This is a genomic window from Cohnella lupini, assembly GCF_003386205.1.
Classification (GTDB): Bacteria; Bacillota; Bacilli; order Paenibacillales; family Paenibacillaceae; genus Cohnella; species Cohnella lupini.
The window spans coordinates 169,895-186,846 of sequence record NZ_QRDY01000002.1; the positions used below are offsets into that span (position 1 = coordinate 169,895).

Consider the following 16,952-nt stretch of genomic DNA (forward strand, 5'->3'; position numbering starts at 1 on the left):
TGAAAATCGTGTAAAGGGAATGAGAGGTGGTGAATTCAGTGTTTTTTCTGCTAATTTTATACTAATATATTAATATTTATTCAAAAGTTCATTTCTAACATAAGGAGAGATAATTTTGAAAATAAATACAGCAAAACTGACTTTGACGATCGGGCTCTCTGCATTGCTAATAATCGCTTCCGTATCGCCGATTAGCAGAATTCGCGCCGAGTCGGCAAGTCTTTTCCCGTCTTCGACGCAGGGAGAAAAAAACAAGCCAAGGAAAAGTCAGTGGCAAGCGGCAACGCCGATTTCAAATCAAGGCGTGAAGACTCCGGACAAATCCGCAAGCGATAGCGCCAGTCTAGTTCCGCCCGCCTTAGAGGGTGGAACAAAAGACGCTTTATTCAGAGGCGGCGCAGCGAATATAGCCGATCCTTCAACGGATCGAATTATCGTGAAATATAAGAGCGGACTGAACGTATCCCAATTCCAAGCGAAATATGCGTTAAAAGAGAGGCTTAAGCTCGCCGAATCCGGCCTTGAAGTATTTCAAGTTCCGAAGGGCGCGAAAGTGAACGACGTTGTTGCCAAGCTCCAAAAAGATCCGAGCGTCCTATACGCCGAGCCTGATTATAAGATTAACGGCGGCAAAGCCGGCAACATCGGTACTTCCCCGGCCGGAGCTAAGCCAGTCGGCGGGATTGACGCGAAGGCCTCGAAAGCATCGGAACAACCGACTGCGGGAATCGCGGAAGCCGAGCTTCCTAACGATCCGCGTTTCGGCGATCAGTGGGGCCTGCATAATGTCGGTCAATATGTAGAAGCCGTAAATGTAATTGACGGTCAAGATATGGACGTGCCCGAAGCATGGGAGCATACGATGGGCGAGGATGTCGTCGTGGCCGTCCTGGATACGGGCGTCGATATCACGCACCCGGATTTGAAGAATAACATTTGGACGAATGCGAAAGAAATTCCCGGTAACGGTATCGATGATGACGGAAACGGATTCGTGGATGACGTTCATGGATGGGATTTTTACAATCAGGACGAAACCGTGTACGACATGGCGGACGTTGATAGTCACGGAACGCAAGTGGCGGGCTTAATCGCGGCCGAAGCTCAGAACAATATCGGTATTGCCGGTGTCGCGCCTAAGGCGAAGATCATGCCGATCAAGGTTCTGGGGCCGAATAACTTAGACGGATATATTTCCGATGCCATCAAAGGGATTCAGTATGCGGAATACATGGGAGCCAGAATCGTTAACGTAAGCTGGTCTATCCCTTATCACAGTCAGGCTTTGGAGGATGCAATCGATGCTTCGTCGATGTTTTTCGTGGCAACGGCTGGCGTTTTAGAAGAAAATGTCAGAGACAACGATGAAGATCCCGTCTATCCCGCATCCTATGACAGCGATAACATCTTATCCGTCGCCGGGGTAGCAGCCGATACAACGGGCCTCATGTGGGATTCGAGATACGGATTTGATTCCGTCGATATCGCTGCTCCGAGTTCGTTTCAATTGTCTACTTATCCTAGCGTAGATATTGGATTAGGGGCTCAAATAGAGACTCCGAAATATAAAGCTATCTTCAATTCTTTTGGGCTGGAGAACATCGGCAATGCTAGCGATATTTTAAGATCGACGGCGTTTGAGAAATCTTTGGGATTCTTCGGATTGGACCCGTTATCCCCGTCTACGAAAGTTCTTCTCGTTCAAGATGACCAAATGGATGACGACCCTAAAAGCGCTAAGGGGCTTTATCAACAGTTCCTTATAGACGCCGGCTACACGTTCGATACGGTCACGGTTTATTCCAAAGACGCATACGGAAACCCGACCGACAATGAGGGGCCGTCGTTAAAGACTTTGAAAGAGTATCCTATCGTCGTTTGGTTTACGAGCGAAGCGTACGGGGTTGAAGGCACGCCGCCGATCACGACGTTGACCCAGAACGATCAAGCGAATCTGACAGCCTATTTGAATCAAGGCGGAAACTTGTTTCTGAACGGGCTGGACACGATTTATGGAATCGAAAACTCTTATTTCTTGAAGAATATGCTGCATTTGGATTATGTCAGAGAAAATCTTGCGTACAACGAATATTGGAATCATTTCCAAGGCGCCCCGGGAACGATTTTCGATGGATTTAGATTCAGTCTGTTTAACGAAAATGCTTACCCTACAATGGACTTTATTCGTTCGAACGATCCGTCTATCGCGAAGATCAACTTGGAAGTACCCGTGGGCGATTATACTTACGGCATGAATCCCAATTGGTTGGATGTCAATTTGGATGGGTCCCAGCTCGCTGCCGCGAATGCAAGCGGAGTTGCGGCGCTCATCATGAGTCAGACTCCGGAAGAAAGCAATTCGATTCTTAAAGAAAGAATCATGGTGAGCGGAAGGGATCTTCCTGATCTCAAAAGGTATACGGCGAGCGGGAAGTTAATCAATGCAAACCGCGCTTTAACGGATGACGATATTTCCGGAATGCCTATCCGCGGAGAGAGTCTTGACGGAGTGCTTGATTCGAATGCAGACAAGGACGACGTCTATTTCAAGCATTTGAACAAGGGAGATAAGCTCAATGTGAAGTTGACGGGAGATGCGGGCACGGATTTCGATCTCTATGTATACGGTCCATCCGCGGTCACGGTAACCCAAGCAGAAGGGATGATCTCTAGTTCCGAGAATTCGGGGACTTCGAACGAAAGCATCTCGTTCCTGGCACCGGAAACCGGATATTATTACGTAGACGTATTCGCGTATGAGGGTAGCGGTAAATATTCGTTCTCCATCCCTCGCGACAACGCTGCGGGAATCTATGAGGATACGTCCGACAAGATAGACTTTGAGGGCGCATGGTTCTCGGTTTCCAATTCGGAGTTCTCGGGGGGGGCGGCGAAGCAGCTTAATTCCTCCGGAAAAGCTAACTTCTCGTTCACGGGGTCGAAAATCGAATGGATCGGCTTCAAGAACAAGGACCAAGGAAAGGCGAATGTCTACATCGATGGGGTGAAGGTCGCTTCTCCGTCCTTGGTCAGCAATGCGTTAACGGCCAAGCAATCCATCTATAAGAGCACTCTCCCCTATGGTTTCCATACCATTACGATAGAGTGGTCGGCCGATAATCTGAACCCGAAGGACGGTCGGGATCATGCGGCGCTCTTCATTAACGTGGACTTCTTAGTCGTTTCCGGTTCTCCGGCGGATGTACCTACTAATGACAAGAAAATGATAATCGAAGAGGCTTATCCGTTGTCCGGAATGTCGAATAACGATTCGCTAGTTCAATATAAAGGCGCATGGAACATGAATGTTTCGGCTCTTCACTCCGGCGGTACGGCTAGAGTGTCGAGTAAGGCCGGAGATTACGTCCAATTGAACTTCAGGGGCTCGAAGGTAAAGCTGCTGGCGAATACGGGAAATAACCGAGGCAAAGCCAGAATTTACATCGATGATCAGCCCGTCGCCGTTATCGATCTCTATAGCGAGAAGTTCTTCATGAGGGTGCCAGTGTTCGTATCCGAAAACCTCGGCGAGGGTCAGCACACGATCAAAATGGAAAACTTGGACGAGAAGAACGAAACTTCTTCAGGAACCTTGATTTCTATTGATGCGTTCGAGATCACGAAATCGTCGGATTAATCGAAAAGTTTCATAGTGCTAGATTCGTCGGCGGTGTAAAGCAACTAACTTTTCTGAAACGGGGAACCCAACTTGAAGAAAACATATCTGACTAAGATAGCTTACGCGTCCGCGTCGCTGCTGATTCTATGGAACACGCTAGCAACAGGCGCATCCGCGACGAGCAGCCCGTCGATGGGCTCCAGCCTGATTCGTCCGGGCGATCTATATGCTGACTGGCAATCTGCTTCCAAATTAAAGTCTGAGGGCGAAAAAACGGAAAACGTAATTTCACCCGATATCAACACGACTTCCTCGGAGCTGGTTAACGTAATCGTGCAGTTAAGCGGAGACCCTGTAGCGGTCAGGCAATATTCCGCGAAACAGACCGGAGGTCGTTCTTTATCCGCTAGCGTCATGAAGCAAGCGGTCGTAGAGGAGCAATCGACGTTCCTGAGGGCTGCAAGTTCCGACGGCATCGGCATGGAGATCAACTATAAATACAATACGGTATTTAACGGAATGGAAGTGACGATTCAAGCGAATCAAATTCCGGAACTTGCGAAAATCGACGGAGTGCTTTCGATCCATAAGAACGCTAACTATTATCCTATTCCCGTAGCCGAGCCCGAAGCGTCTGTGGCAGCCGCAACCTACGATATGGATCCGCTCGCGCAGATCGGCGTCGACGAAGCATGGGATATGGGCTTGAGCGGAATTAATCAAGAAACCGGAGAAGCGCTGAAGATAGGAGTCGTGGATACCGGGGTCGATTACTTTCATCCGGATATCGCTCCCGCTTATGCGGGCGGGTGGGATTCAGTGAATGAAGATGACGATCCTTATGAGGATTTGCCGACTCCGCAAAGCGAGGGTAGCTTTCACGGCACGCACGTGTCGGGAACGATTGTCGGAAGAGCAATGAATCCGGATGCCGACATTGTACAGAAAGGGGTCGCATACAATGCGGAGCTGCATGCCTACAAAGTATTGGGGCCGGCAGGCGGCTCTAGCGCGCAGGTCATCGACGGTATCGAACATGCCGTCATCGACGGGATGGACGTTATTAATATGTCTTTGGGTTCCGACGCGGAGAAGGATCCGAACTCCCCGGATTCCATCGCGGTTAATAATGCGGTACTCAACGGGGTCGTCGTCGTTATCGCGAACGGCAATGCGGGTGCTTCTGGTGAATACTATTACTCTATGGGATCCCCTGCGGGAGCGCAGTTAGCCATATCGGTAGCGGCCGTTACCGGCAAGAGCGCTTATTATAATTCATCCGTTCAATATGCAATCGATGGCGCGACGCCGAAAACCGACGATCCTTCGGTTATGGCCGCCGTTTACGAGCCTCTTCAACTGGTGGGATGGAAAACCGGAGAGGACGATTTTGCGCAAATGTTCGCGGATAGCCAAGAAGCCGTGTATGTCGGTTTAGGGACGAAGAGGGATTTCCAAAGCGTCGACGTCGCGGGTAAAGTCGTTTTTGTTTCGCGGGGATCTAACTCCCTATTGGAAAAATCGGAGAACGCCGAAGCGAATGGCGCCAAAGCCGTAATCGTGTTTAACGGAATCGAGAAGAAAGAGAGCGGCATGGACGTTCCGAATCTATCGCCGAATATACCGGGAAGGAACGGCCCTGTCGGAGAAGGGTTGTACACGGGTCCGACTAAACACGGTATTCCGACGTTCGATATGGCCGGAGCATACGGAAGGGCTATCGCTGCGGAAATATCGGCTGCTCCGGGCGGGCAATTAAAGTTTACGTTCGGTTCGATCTTTCAAGCGATATCGGATGACGGGAATAAAATCGCCTCGTTCAGCTCGCGGGGGCCGAATTCGGACGGGAATTACAGCATTAAGCCCGACCTTGGCGCACCCGGAGTGAATATCAATTCCTCGTGGCCGACATACGGAGATCCGGACTACTCGCAAGCCTATAACAGAATCAGCGGAACAAGTATGGCAACGCCTCACGTGGCAGGCTTAGCGCTTCTTATGAAGGAGGCGCATCCGGACTGGTCGCCGCGGGATATCCGGGCTGCTCTCGCCAACACGGCGGAAGTTCTTCATGAAGACTCGGATACCTTGTACGATGTGTACTCCCAAGGGTCGGGGCTTGTCAATATCGCCCGTGCGGTGAAGACGCCGGCCGTGCTCCATGCGATGGATAATATCGATATTATCAAGTACGATGAATACGGCAATATGGAAGATTCGGAAATGCCAAGCGAGGCTAGTAATGTAAGCTTCGGTATGATGACGCCCGGAGCGGTTTCGGTGAAACCCTTGCAGCTTAAGAATTTGTCGGGTGTTGAGCAGACCTATACGGCGCGTGTGGAAATGCATACCGATGTGACTTCCGATCCTAACGGTCCGATTCCGACGCCGGACGGAAGTGATATTCAATTAAAGTTTATCAATTTTGCGGATCAACAGAATCCGAAAATTACAGTAGCTCCAGCGGATTCTAACGATCCTTATGCCGGAGTTCAAACTCTCGCGCTTATGGCTACTGCATCTAGCGATGCCTACGGCGTTTATGAAGGCGAAGTCGTACTGGAGAGCGATACCGTCGGCATACCTGCGCTTCATCTTCCTTTTGTCATTCACGTGGGAGAAGATACCGGGGACAATGATTTCGCATTGCATGATTTGACAATGTCGGATTACAAGATCTCGCCGCAATGGACGACGTCCGATATTTCGTTTACCTTGAATTCAACCGACATCAACTATATCGAAGCTGAAATCATTGATAACAACGGACAATATGTCGGAACCATTTCCGAGCTAAAAGACATTGACGAGAACACGAAAAAATTGAACCTCTTCGCTCCTGGACGATACACCTTTGAAAGATTCGATGGCAGCTATGTTTACGGAAGCATAGACGAAGCTGGGAACTTTCTTGTCGGCAGTCTAATAGATAGCGGGTTGTATAAGCTCTATATCCTGGGTGTCCATGTTTTAGAGGACGGAACCTATAATGAGGATGACGTTGAAGTTGCGATAAAATCATTCGCAGTCGATTATGGCCATTCGGTGCCGGGGGCGGACACCGGAACGATATGGGTTGATCCGGAGGGTCCTGAAAATCCCGGAAATGGAAACCCTGGAAATCCTCCGACACCATCGCCGACGCCGACGCCGACGCCGACGCCAACGCCATCACCAGATCCGGACCCAGAACCATCGCCAGAACCATCGCCAGAACCATCGCCAGAGCCATCGCCATCGCCTGCGCCGCCGAGCGGTTCGATTGGCATAGCTCCTCCTGAAATCGATGTAGTGGATTACAATAAGGACGTAATGGTGGCGGTCATGAATCAAGGACAACCTTCCGTAACGGTTAAGTCCAGCGTGGAGTCGCAAGGCAAACAATTAATCGCGACTGTGACCGATGCAGAGCTGCAAAAAGCGATCGATGAGGCGAAGCAGTCCGGGACTGCCATTGTGATCGGCGTGTCATCGAAGGATTCCACGGAGTCTAAGCTACAGTTATCGCCTGAACAAGTGAAGATTTTGAAAGGCGCTTCTAGTGTAAGCTCGGTCGTTCTCTCGTGGAATGAAGCTTCCGTGTCTCTGCCAGTATCGGTATTGAACGGATTAGCTGCGGATGCCAGCTTGGTTTTGTCCATTTCGCAGAATACGGATGATACGAATCTATTCCAGAAGGCGTATCCGGAAGCGAAGATGCTAGGTACTCCGTACTCCTTTGAAGCAAACTCGGTTATTAACGGCGTAGCGACGCCGATTGAGTTGACGGCTTCGCAAGCGATCAAACGTGCCTTCCTGCTTCCTAAAGGCATCGATGCGGATTCCGCGGGTGCTTTATATGAAGAATCCGGTAAGGTGTATCCGGTGCCGGCCCATTTCGAGAAGATGAGCGACGGCTCCACAATCGTGACGATTAGCCGTCCGGGCTTCTCGGCATACGCCGTGGCTGAGCGTCACATCTCGTTCACGGATATCGATAAGTCCTGGGCAAAAGGTCAAATTCAGTCTTTGGCCGATGAGTTTATCTTGAACGGCGTAACGCCGACGGCCTTCAAGCCGAAGGCTAACGTCACTCGCGCCGAATTTGCATCCATGCTTGTGAACGCGCTCGGATTGCAGAAAACAACGATAGCCTCATCGTTTAGCGACGTTAATGCGGGCGCTTGGTATTCCCAATCCGTTGCCGCGGCATCTGCTGCGGGTCTTGTAACGGGTGCGAACGGCAAATTTAGCCCTAACGCTGTGATTAGTCGCCAAGAATTGACTGTGATGCTCGGCAGGGCGATTAAACTTCTCGATCTTAAGGTCGATACGAATTCCGCTGTCTCGTATCAAGACGCCGGACAATTCGGCTCCTATGCGAAAGAGAGTATCGGCATGGTTTCGTCGGCCGGATTAATGCAAGGCGTTAAGCTGCATGGCGCCGTTTACTTCCAACCGACAGAGTCGACTACTCGCGAAGCTGCGGCCAAAATAGTATTCGAATTGCTACAAGCGATTGAACTGAAATAACTTAATACGTCATTTAAGAGGCTCCTTAAGTTCGGTGATTCACCGACATTGAGGAGCCTCTTTTCCGAACTTTATCGAGCCGCGCGTCAGGATTGGACGATTGCCACGCCGAGCTGGGCATTAACGCGGTGAAACTGGTGCTTTAAGCCGCATCCAATAAAATCGGACGTCGATTCTATGAAAACCGAACTATTTTTTCCGCTCCGCAATGGATAATATTATATAATTAAGTCGAATGCGGCCTGACCTCCATTGTCAGGCTGTTTATGATATCAAAGGCGGGCGTTGGACTCATGAAATGGGCATCAAGGCTGTTATCCCGGTTCCGTTTCCGCAAAGTCAGAAGTCGGTTTTTGCTCGCAATGATTTTGTTGTCCGTGCCCCCTCTGTTCCTCCTCGGATATATTTCCTTTAACATCGCCAAAGATACCTTGACGCTTAACAATACGCAGACGAATAACGACCACCTGGAGACGTCCAGCGAAGTGGCCGATTTGTTGTTTCGCAACATCTTGAACCTGAACCGTTCGATCGTCCTGAACGATGAGATTCGTAACGATCTGCGAGACAGCGAGGTCAATTCGAGCGTGCAGCAGAACGAAATGAACGCAACGACCAGCAATCGGCTGCAGAGGGTTATCAACAGCGACTCTTACGATTCGCGTTACGTCGACTCGCTATGCGTGCTTGACCTCTATTACCAAACTTACTGCCTGAGAAAATCCGATGACGCGGGCGTCTATGAGACGCCGACGAAGAAACAAGACATTGAAGGATCGAACTGGTACAAAGAAGCAGTCGCCGCCAAAGGCAGAGTGGTGTTCTTCAGCTATAACGTGCTTGGAGACACCTCCAATACTTTCTCGACGGTCAAGCTATTCCGCGACTCGGGAGATCCGAAAGGCAGACCGATCGGCCTATTGATCGTGAATCTATCGAAGTCCATGTTCGGCAGCGTATTTAGCGGAAGCAATAATAACGGGATGTTCATGGCGGTGGATTCCTCTCAAGGCGCGCTCGAGGTGGTTTATCCGGAGGGAAACGCCATCGATTTGCCGAGAACGGCAGGCAGCTTGTCCGCTACGGTGAACAAGCTGCGCGATCAAGGTTACTTGGTCAGCGAGTATCGCAACCAGACGACGGGGTGGACGTTACTGCATCTTATCCAGAAGAAGGAACTGCTGAAGCAGTCTAATCGGATCGGCACGGCGACAACGTTGATCGCTTCTTTAATTGCGCTCGTGGCATTGCTGCTATCGGTCATCATTTCGGGCACGATCACTAAGCCGCTCATTCAGATCAAGAAGATGATGGTCGATTGGAACAAAGGAAAAAGGGAATTTGACGGTAAATTCTCGCGGGACGAGGTGGGTACGATCGGCGAAACGTTCAAGCGAATTTCGTCGGAGAACGAGGAATTAGCCGAGAGGCTCATCCATTCGGAGCTGAAGGAGAGGGAGGCCGAGCTGCGCGCGCTTCAGGCGCAAATCAAGCCCCATTTTCTATATAACACGCTGGATTCGATCTATTGGATGGCCCGATTGCAGAAGAATCAGGAGGCCGCCCAGATGGCCCTCTCCTTGTCCGAGAGCTTCAAGCTCAGCCTGAATAAGGGCAAAGAAACGATTCCCGTCTATAAGGAGCTTCAGCATATCGAGCATTACATGACGATTCAGAACATTCGGTATAACAATCGGTTCACCTATCGAGCGGACATAGACGAATCGATTATGGGTATCGAAATTCTGAAGCTGATCGTTCAGCCCCTCGTCGAGAATGCGATCTATCATGGGTTAGAGCCGAAGGTTGGAGAAGGGAAGATCGAGGTGTCGGGGAGAAAAGACGGAGACTATCTCGTGTTCGTCGTCGAGGACGACGGGGTAGGCATCGAAGATATGGCGGTTACCCGGCAAGGCTACGGACTAGCCAACGTGAGAGAACGAATAGAGCTGTACTACGGAGCGACGAGCTTCTTCCGAATTACGAGCGATGCGGGCACGGGCACCAAGGTAGAAGTAGGATTCAAACCTTATCGCGAGGAGGCGTAAGTTATGCTTAAAGCTGTCGTATTCGACGATGAGTACATCGTAATCGAAGCGTTGCGGACGCTCATCGATTGGACGGGTCTAGGAATAGAACTGGTAGGAACGGCGGGAGATGGTATTACGGCCCTTGAGGTTTACAGACAAGAGAGACCCGACATCGTATTGACCGATATCCGAATGCCGGGGATGGATGGCCTTCAGCTTATTCAGGAAATCTTGCGCGACGCCGATGATACCTGCTGCATCGTATTCAGCGGCTTTAACGAATTCGAATACGTGAAGCAGGCGATCCAGCTGGGCGTTACCGATTATCTGGAGAAGCCAATAACGGACGCGAGCGTGGAACGATCCTTGCGCAAGGCGGTCGGCCAAATCGTTAGTCGGCGGGAGACGATGGATATCCGCAGGAAGTGGGAGGAAAGTCAGCGGGAGCTGCTGGATAAGGCACGCTTAGATGACCAAGCGTTAGATGTCGGCCATGCGCCGAAGAGCTCGGCGGTCGAGAGGGCACGCACCTACATTGTACAGCATGTGAACCGAGACTTGTCGCTGCAGGAGGTCGCCGATCATGTGGGCATGAATGCCGCTTACCTAAGCGTGCTGTTCAAGGAGGAGACAGGCGAAACTTATATCAAATTCTTAACCCGTTACCGGATGGAACTGGCCAAGATGTTGCTCCGCAAGGGCTTGAAGGTTAATGAAGTGAGCGAGCGCATCGGTTATCATACGTATCGGCATTTCTCGGAAGTATTCAAGAAATGCACGGGCACCACCCCTGGACAATATCGGGAAACGATCTAAAAAAATCGGACATCTAACAATGAAATGACTCACTGATCGTTGCCGGGAGCGGGACTTATAATGAGGGTATGGGAACCCGGGCCCTAGTTTCATCCATTACTTGTTAATCGATAACATTCAGGGGGAAACCGTACATGGTAAAGCCGAGCTTAGGAAAATCGGGAAAAATTGTCTCCGTCCTATCTTGCGTTCTGTTATTTGCTAGTTTATTAGCGGGTTGCGGGGGTTCGAACAACAACGACAAGGCCTCTCCTTCCGAGAGCGCTTCGCCATCTGTTAGCGCATCATCGTCCGCGAGCGAATCACCATCGGAGACCGAATCCAGCAAACCGCAGGACAAGGTCACGATCTCATTGCTCGTCGATAACTCGCAAGATGCGGTGAATGTAGCGAAAGCATTGGTAGATGCATTCCAAGCGAAGAATCCGAACATCACGGTCGAGACGGAGACGCGTCCTGCTGGCAGCGAAGGCGACAACTTCGTGAAGACACGGCTATCGACCGGCGACATGAACGACGTCTTTTTCTACAACGCAGGCTCGCTTATGCAAGCGCTTAATCCGGAACAGAACATCCTGGACGTGTCGAATGAGCCTTGGCAATCCGAGGTGATCGACTCCTTTAAACAGACCGTTTCTTTTGGCGGCAAGCTATACGGCGCTCCTACGAACTCATCGATGGGCGGAGGCTGGTTCTACAACAAGAAAATCTATGCGGATCTTGGGTTAACCGTACCCACGACTTGGGCCGAACTAATGGCGAACAACAAGAAGATCAAAGATGCGGGTATTACCGCCATTATAGGTACCTACAAGGAATCGTGGACTTCGCAGTTGATCATGCTCGCCGATTATTACAACGTTCAGGCCGAAGCTCCGAACTTCGCGGCCGACTACACGGCGAATAAGGCAAAGTACGCGACAACGTACGCAGCATTAAGAAGCTTCGAGAAGCTTGAAGAGACGGTCGGCTATATGAACAAGGATTACCTGGCCGCAAACTTGGATTCGGGTATCAAAATGTTAGCCGAAGGCAAGGGCGCGCATTATCCAATGCTCACCTTCATCATCCCGACCATCGTACAGAACAATCCCGAGAGCATAGACGATATCGGATTTTTCGCGCAGCCCGGCGATAGTCCCGATAAGAACGGAATTACGGTATGGATGCCGCCCGCGGCATATATTTACAAAAATTCGCAGCATGTGGAAGAAGCGAAGAAATTTCTGGCTTTCATAGCCTCACCCGAGGGGATGGCCGAGGTCGGCAAGGTGGCGAAACCGACCGGCCCTTACGTCATCAAAGGTGCACCGATTCCAGATGACGTCCCGCAGGTCGTTAAAGACATGTTGCCCTACTTCGATTCCGGCAAGACGGCTCCGGCGCTCGAGTACGTCTCGCCGATTAAAGGACCAAGTCTCGAGCAAATCACGGTAGAAGTCGGATCGGGCAAACGGAAGGCGGCCGACGCCGCGGCGTTGTACGACAAAGACGTAGAGAAGCAAGCGCAGCAGCTCGGACTCGCCGGCTGGTAAAACCCAAAACGTCAAAAGGGCATCTTGACCCGTCCTTTTGACGTTTGTACGTCGGGTGGCGAAATCGATACCGGCAAGGAGGATCGCAATGACCAAGGTTTGGAAAAGAACCTATACCTATTACTTCCTGTTTCCCGCGGCGATCATCTACTTGATCATTTTCATACTGCCGACTTTCATGTCCTTCTTCTTCAGCATGACCCGTTGGACGTTGCAGGATTGGACTTATATCGGATTCGATAACTTCAAGACGTTCTTCCAGGAGTCGTCGCTTAATATCGGCTTTAAGAACACATTCGTCTATGCAGTCGTCACCTGCGGCTTCAAGGTCGTATTCGGGCTGCTTCTGGGCGTCTTCCTCACTTCGAAAATAAGGACCAAAAACTATCTCAGATCCGTCGTGTTCTTCCCCACCTTGGTCAGCACGATAGCCGTCGGTATCGCCTTCAGCACGCTTATGCATCCGACGGAGGGGTTAATCAACACTACGCTAGCTTCTCTAGGAATATCCGGTCCGGATTGGCTGGGGGATACGCGATTTGCGTTGCTTTCGGTCGCCTTCGTGGACGTCTGGAAAGGCGTCGGGTTTGCCACGGTTATCTATATCGCGGGCATCATGTCTATTCCCGAGGAATATTACGAGGCGTTGCAGATCGATGGAGGAAACTCGTGGCGCAAGTTCTGGAACATCATTCTTCCTCTTAGCCGACCGGCAACGAATGCGGTTATCATTCTGGCTTTCATAGGCGGCTTACGCAGCTTCGATATTCTGTGGCCGATGACACGAGGAGGGCCAGGCTTTGCTACGGATGTTATTGCCTCCATCATTTATAAGCAATATCAAGCCGGCTTCTATGGGTTGGCCACGGCGGGTAACGTCATCCTGTTTCTGTTCGTATCCGCGCTCGCCTTCCCGCTGTCGCTCTACTTGAACCGAAGAGAGGTGGACTTATGATTCGCAGACTTCGCCTTTTCGGTGTAGAGATTGGAGCGGTTCTGGCTTCGGTCCTTATTTTCTGGATTCCGCTCTACTTCGTGTTCGTTAATGCCATGAAGGATAAGAGAGGCGCGTCCTTGCGCAGCATGTCGTGGCCGACATCTAACCATCTGTGGAGCAACATTAAGGAAGTCATACAAGCGCGCGACCACATGCTGATTCGCGCCTTCGTTAACAGTACGACGCTGACTCTCCTGTCTATCGCCATACTGCTGCTCGTGTGCGCGATGGCCGGCTTCGTCATGCAAAGGCGCTCCGATCGTGTGACGCCTTGGATAGGCTTTTTCGTGCTGGCCGGTTTGATTATCCCCCCTGCTATCGTCCCTACGATCTGGGTGCTGGACAATCTGCATCTGTTCAAAACGATGCTAGGTCTCATTATGGTAGAGGTGGCTCTAGGATTTCCTTTCGGAGTATTGCTGTACCGCGGCTTCATGGGGGCGATTCCCCGGGAAATCGACGAAGCGGCCGTTGTCGATGGTTGCGGAGGGTTTCGATTGTTTTTCCAGATTATTTTCCCGCTGCTGAAGCCCGTGAACGCAACGATCATCGTGACCTCGTCGGTGGCGATCTTCAACGATTTTACCAACCCTCTCTACTTCTTCCCCGGCTCCGATAATGCGACCGTGCAGCTCACGCTCTACAATTTCATGAATCAATTCGTATCGCAATACAACTTGCTCTATACGAACATTCTACTGATTACCCTCCCTCCTCTCGTGCTGTTCATTTTCTTCAACAAGAAAATCGTGGCGGGGATAACGGCGGGTGCCGTTAAGGGGTAAGGAATCACACCCGCGCCCTCCGCATCGGTTTGGTTTTTGAGAGGGTGCGGTTTTGTCGATTTCGAATAACGAAAGATGCGAATTCAATAACGGGAGGAATGAATGATGTCGGGAATATTGAAAAAGACGGTAGCTTTCGCGTGTTTATTAATTGCTCTATTAATTCCCTTTTCGGGGGCATTCGCTTATACCAACTATATGACGCTTCCCAGTGAGAATCCTAACGACGGTATCGGAGATCCGTTCGTAATGAAATACAACGGAACGTTCTATCTGTATACCAGCACGGGTCAAAACTATACCGGGTTCAAATGCTGGAGCTCGACCGATGCCGTTAACTGGACTTACGCGGGACTCTGTTCCACCGAGGCCATCACGAACGATGGTTACGCCCCGGAAGTGGTGTATTGGAACGGAACGTTCTATATGTATACTTCCCCCAGAGGCGCCGGTCATTACGTATTGACCAGCAGTAGCCCGACGGGACCCTTTACCCTGGTGACCGGCAATTTGGGCCACAGCATAGACGGGTCCGTCTTTATTGACGACAATGGCAGCTGGACCTTTTACAGCGCGGGCGGCGACGGCATTCACGCAGCTCCGATGAGCAGTCCCACGTCGATCGGAAGCGACGTCGTTCTTGGCGGTACGCAAATGGGCGGACAGTGGACGGAAGGCGCGACGGTTATTAAGAGAAACGGGACGTATCATCTCACCGCTACCGGAAATCATGTGCTTAGCCCCGGTTATCGGGTGAATGCCTTCTCGAATACGACCGGACCTCGACAACCGTTTACGCCGAGCAACAATAATCCGATTCTCTTGAACAGCGAAGGTTCCCAAGTAGGCTTGGGGCACAACAGCATTTTTATCGGACCGGATCTGGATACTTATTACGCTGTTTATCACAATTTGACTAGCGTTTCATCGGGAGGTTTGCCGGTACGCAAAGTGAATATTGACGCCATAGGCTGGAACGGAGACAAGATGGCGATGTACGGTCCTACGAATTGGTCCATGCCGAATCCCTCGTTGCCGAACTTCGAGGACAGATTTCAGAGAGCGAGCGTAGGCGCCGGATACTCTAATCTTAACGGGGGCACTTGGGGAATCTCGAACAATTTCATGTACCAGAGCGCGAAGGGGAGTACGGCATTCTATATCAACTATGAAAATACGTTCACGACGGCAAGCGACTATACGGCGGAATATAATATGAAGGAAATTTCGAAGGGAACGGCGGGACCCAAACTCGGCGCCGTGTACGGGTACGTGGATGCAAGCAACTACGGCGTTGCGATATTAAACGGTAATCTGAATCGGCTCGAGACGGTTACTTTGGTCAACGGGGTTTGGGACACGCAAGTGAATACGCCCCTGCCGGCAGGCTTCGACATTACCAAGCTGCATACCATTCGCATCGAGAAGTCCGGAACGACTTATAAGTATTTCGTCGATAAGATGCTGCTGGAAACGAAGATAACAACGAGATTAGGAGCCGGTAAGGTCGGGTATTTATCCTGCGACAACGAAGCTAATTTCGGTTATATCGCCGTCAGCAACAAAGTGAACGGAAGCGGCATCTTCGATGCGTACAAACCGATTCCGGGTACGATTCAGGCGGTTCATTATAATTCCGGCGGCGAAGGCGTAGGTTACCATGATTTGTCGGGCGGAAACGCAGGCGGCAAGTATATCAGAAACGACAACGTCGATATTAGGGACAATCCGGAGGGCGGACACAATATCGGCTGGAACAGTACGGGCGAATGGTATAAGTACAATGTGAGCGTTAAAGCCAGCGGAACGTACAATTTAGGCTTAAGATATGCTACGACCTACACCGGAACGCAAGTGAGGGTATGGTTGGATTCGACGGACGTCACGGGTTTGGTTACCCTTCCGAGCACCGGAGGCTGGGATAACTGGAGAACGTATACGATTAAAGGGTTGAACCTAACTGGAGGAAATCACACGCTCAGAGTCGAAACCGTAACGGGCGAATTCGATTTCTATACGTTGCAATTGAATAGCGCGGATAACTCTTCCTTCGCGAAATCGGATAACTTCGCGACCTCCTTCAGCGGAGATTGGAACTGGAGCGGCGGAAACTGGGCTATCGAAAGCGGAGAAGCAAGCATTAATAACGTAGGCAAGCGGACGCTCGGAAGTACGGGCTGGTCGGATTACACCGTGGAGGCCGATATCAAGGGGATCGACGGCTTAAACAGCGGAATCATGGTTCGGGTACAGAATCCCGCCCAAGGCGGCGCCGGCAATGACGCCGGTCTTGGAACCGATTTCTACCAAGGCTATCTGGCCGTTATTTCGCCCACTCAATTGTCGCTCGGGAAGCAGAATTACAATTGGACCACTTTGGCTAGCGCCGCGGGTACGTATAATCTCAACGCTTGGCATCACATGAAAGTGGTTGTCGCCGGAAACAACATCAAAGTCTATGTCGGAGATATGGTCAATCCCAAAATCGATTATACCGACAATAGCAATCCTTTCATTACCGGAAAGGTAGGAATGAGGGCTCATTATGCCCATACCCACTTCGATAACTTCAGCGTGACTCATTAAAATTCAAATAAATCTCAAAAAGCATCGCGGCAGAGGATTTCTGCCGCGATGCTTTTTGACGTATTTTACTCT

Annotated in this window: 8 protein-coding genes; all 8 read left to right on the top strand. The window is 50.7% G+C overall.

Annotated elements, in window-relative coordinates; translation table 11 throughout:
- The first annotated feature begins 115 nt into the window (after positions 1 to 115).
- The 8 genes from DFP95_RS05120 (at position 116) to DFP95_RS05155 (ending at position 16,880) form a co-directional block, all read left to right on the top strand.
- Positions 116 to 3,637, top strand: coding sequence for a S8 family serine peptidase (locus DFP95_RS05120; RefSeq protein WP_115991512.1), 3,522 nt, complete (start codon positions 116 to 118; stop codon positions 3,635 to 3,637).
- A 72-nt stretch (positions 3,638 to 3,709) separates the two neighbouring features.
- Complete coding sequence (locus DFP95_RS05125) at positions 3,710 to 8,131, top strand: S8 family serine peptidase (protein WP_115991513.1); 4,422 nt, start codon at positions 3,710 to 3,712, stop codon at positions 8,129 to 8,131.
- Between the two features lie 293 nt (positions 8,132 to 8,424).
- Positions 8,425 to 10,179 (top strand): cache domain-containing sensor histidine kinase, encoded by a 1,755-nt coding sequence (locus DFP95_RS05130; RefSeq protein ID WP_115991514.1) that lies wholly within the window; start codon positions 8,425 to 8,427, stop codon positions 10,177 to 10,179.
- A gap of 3 nt (positions 10,180 to 10,182) precedes the next feature.
- Positions 10,183 to 10,977, top strand: a complete 795-nt coding sequence (locus DFP95_RS05135; protein ID WP_115991515.1) for a response regulator transcription factor — start codon at positions 10,183 to 10,185, stop codon at positions 10,975 to 10,977.
- A gap of 134 nt (positions 10,978 to 11,111) precedes the next feature.
- Positions 11,112 to 12,512: an ABC transporter substrate-binding protein gene (locus tag DFP95_RS05140; protein ID WP_115991516.1), complete on the top strand. Its 1,401-nt coding sequence runs from the start codon at positions 11,112 to 11,114 to the stop codon at positions 12,510 to 12,512.
- 88 nt (positions 12,513 to 12,600) lie between these two features.
- On the top strand, positions 12,601 to 13,467 hold the full coding sequence (locus DFP95_RS05145) for a carbohydrate ABC transporter permease (RefSeq protein ID WP_115991517.1): 867 nt from the start codon (positions 12,601 to 12,603) through the stop codon (positions 13,465 to 13,467).
- On the top strand, positions 13,464 to 14,294 hold the full coding sequence (locus DFP95_RS05150) for a carbohydrate ABC transporter permease (protein WP_115991518.1): 831 nt from the start codon (positions 13,464 to 13,466) through the stop codon (positions 14,292 to 14,294). The genes DFP95_RS05145 and DFP95_RS05150 overlap by 4 nt, the downstream gene beginning before the upstream one ends.
- A 102-nt stretch (positions 14,295 to 14,396) precedes the next feature.
- Positions 14,397 to 16,880 (top strand): family 43 glycosylhydrolase, encoded by a 2,484-nt coding sequence (locus DFP95_RS05155; protein WP_115991519.1) that lies wholly within the window; start codon positions 14,397 to 14,399, stop codon positions 16,878 to 16,880.
- Positions 16,881 to 16,952 lie beyond the last annotated feature (72 nt).

Coding starts and splice junctions, on each gene's coding strand:
- DFP95_RS05150 (WP_115991518.1), top strand. CDS start 13,464: ATGATTCGCAGACTTCGCCTTTTCGGTGTAGAGATTGGAGCGGTTCTG.
- DFP95_RS05145 (WP_115991517.1), top strand. CDS start 12,601: ATGACCAAGGTTTGGAAAAGAACCTATACCTATTACTTCCTGTTTCCC.
- DFP95_RS05155 (WP_115991519.1), top strand. CDS start 14,397: ATGATGTCGGGAATATTGAAAAAGACGGTAGCTTTCGCGTGTTTATTA.
- DFP95_RS05130 (WP_115991514.1), top strand. CDS start 8,425: ATGAAATGGGCATCAAGGCTGTTATCCCGGTTCCGTTTCCGCAAAGTC.
- DFP95_RS05135 (WP_115991515.1), top strand. CDS start 10,183: ATGCTTAAAGCTGTCGTATTCGACGATGAGTACATCGTAATCGAAGCG.
- DFP95_RS05140 (WP_115991516.1), top strand. CDS start 11,112: ATGGTAAAGCCGAGCTTAGGAAAATCGGGAAAAATTGTCTCCGTCCTA.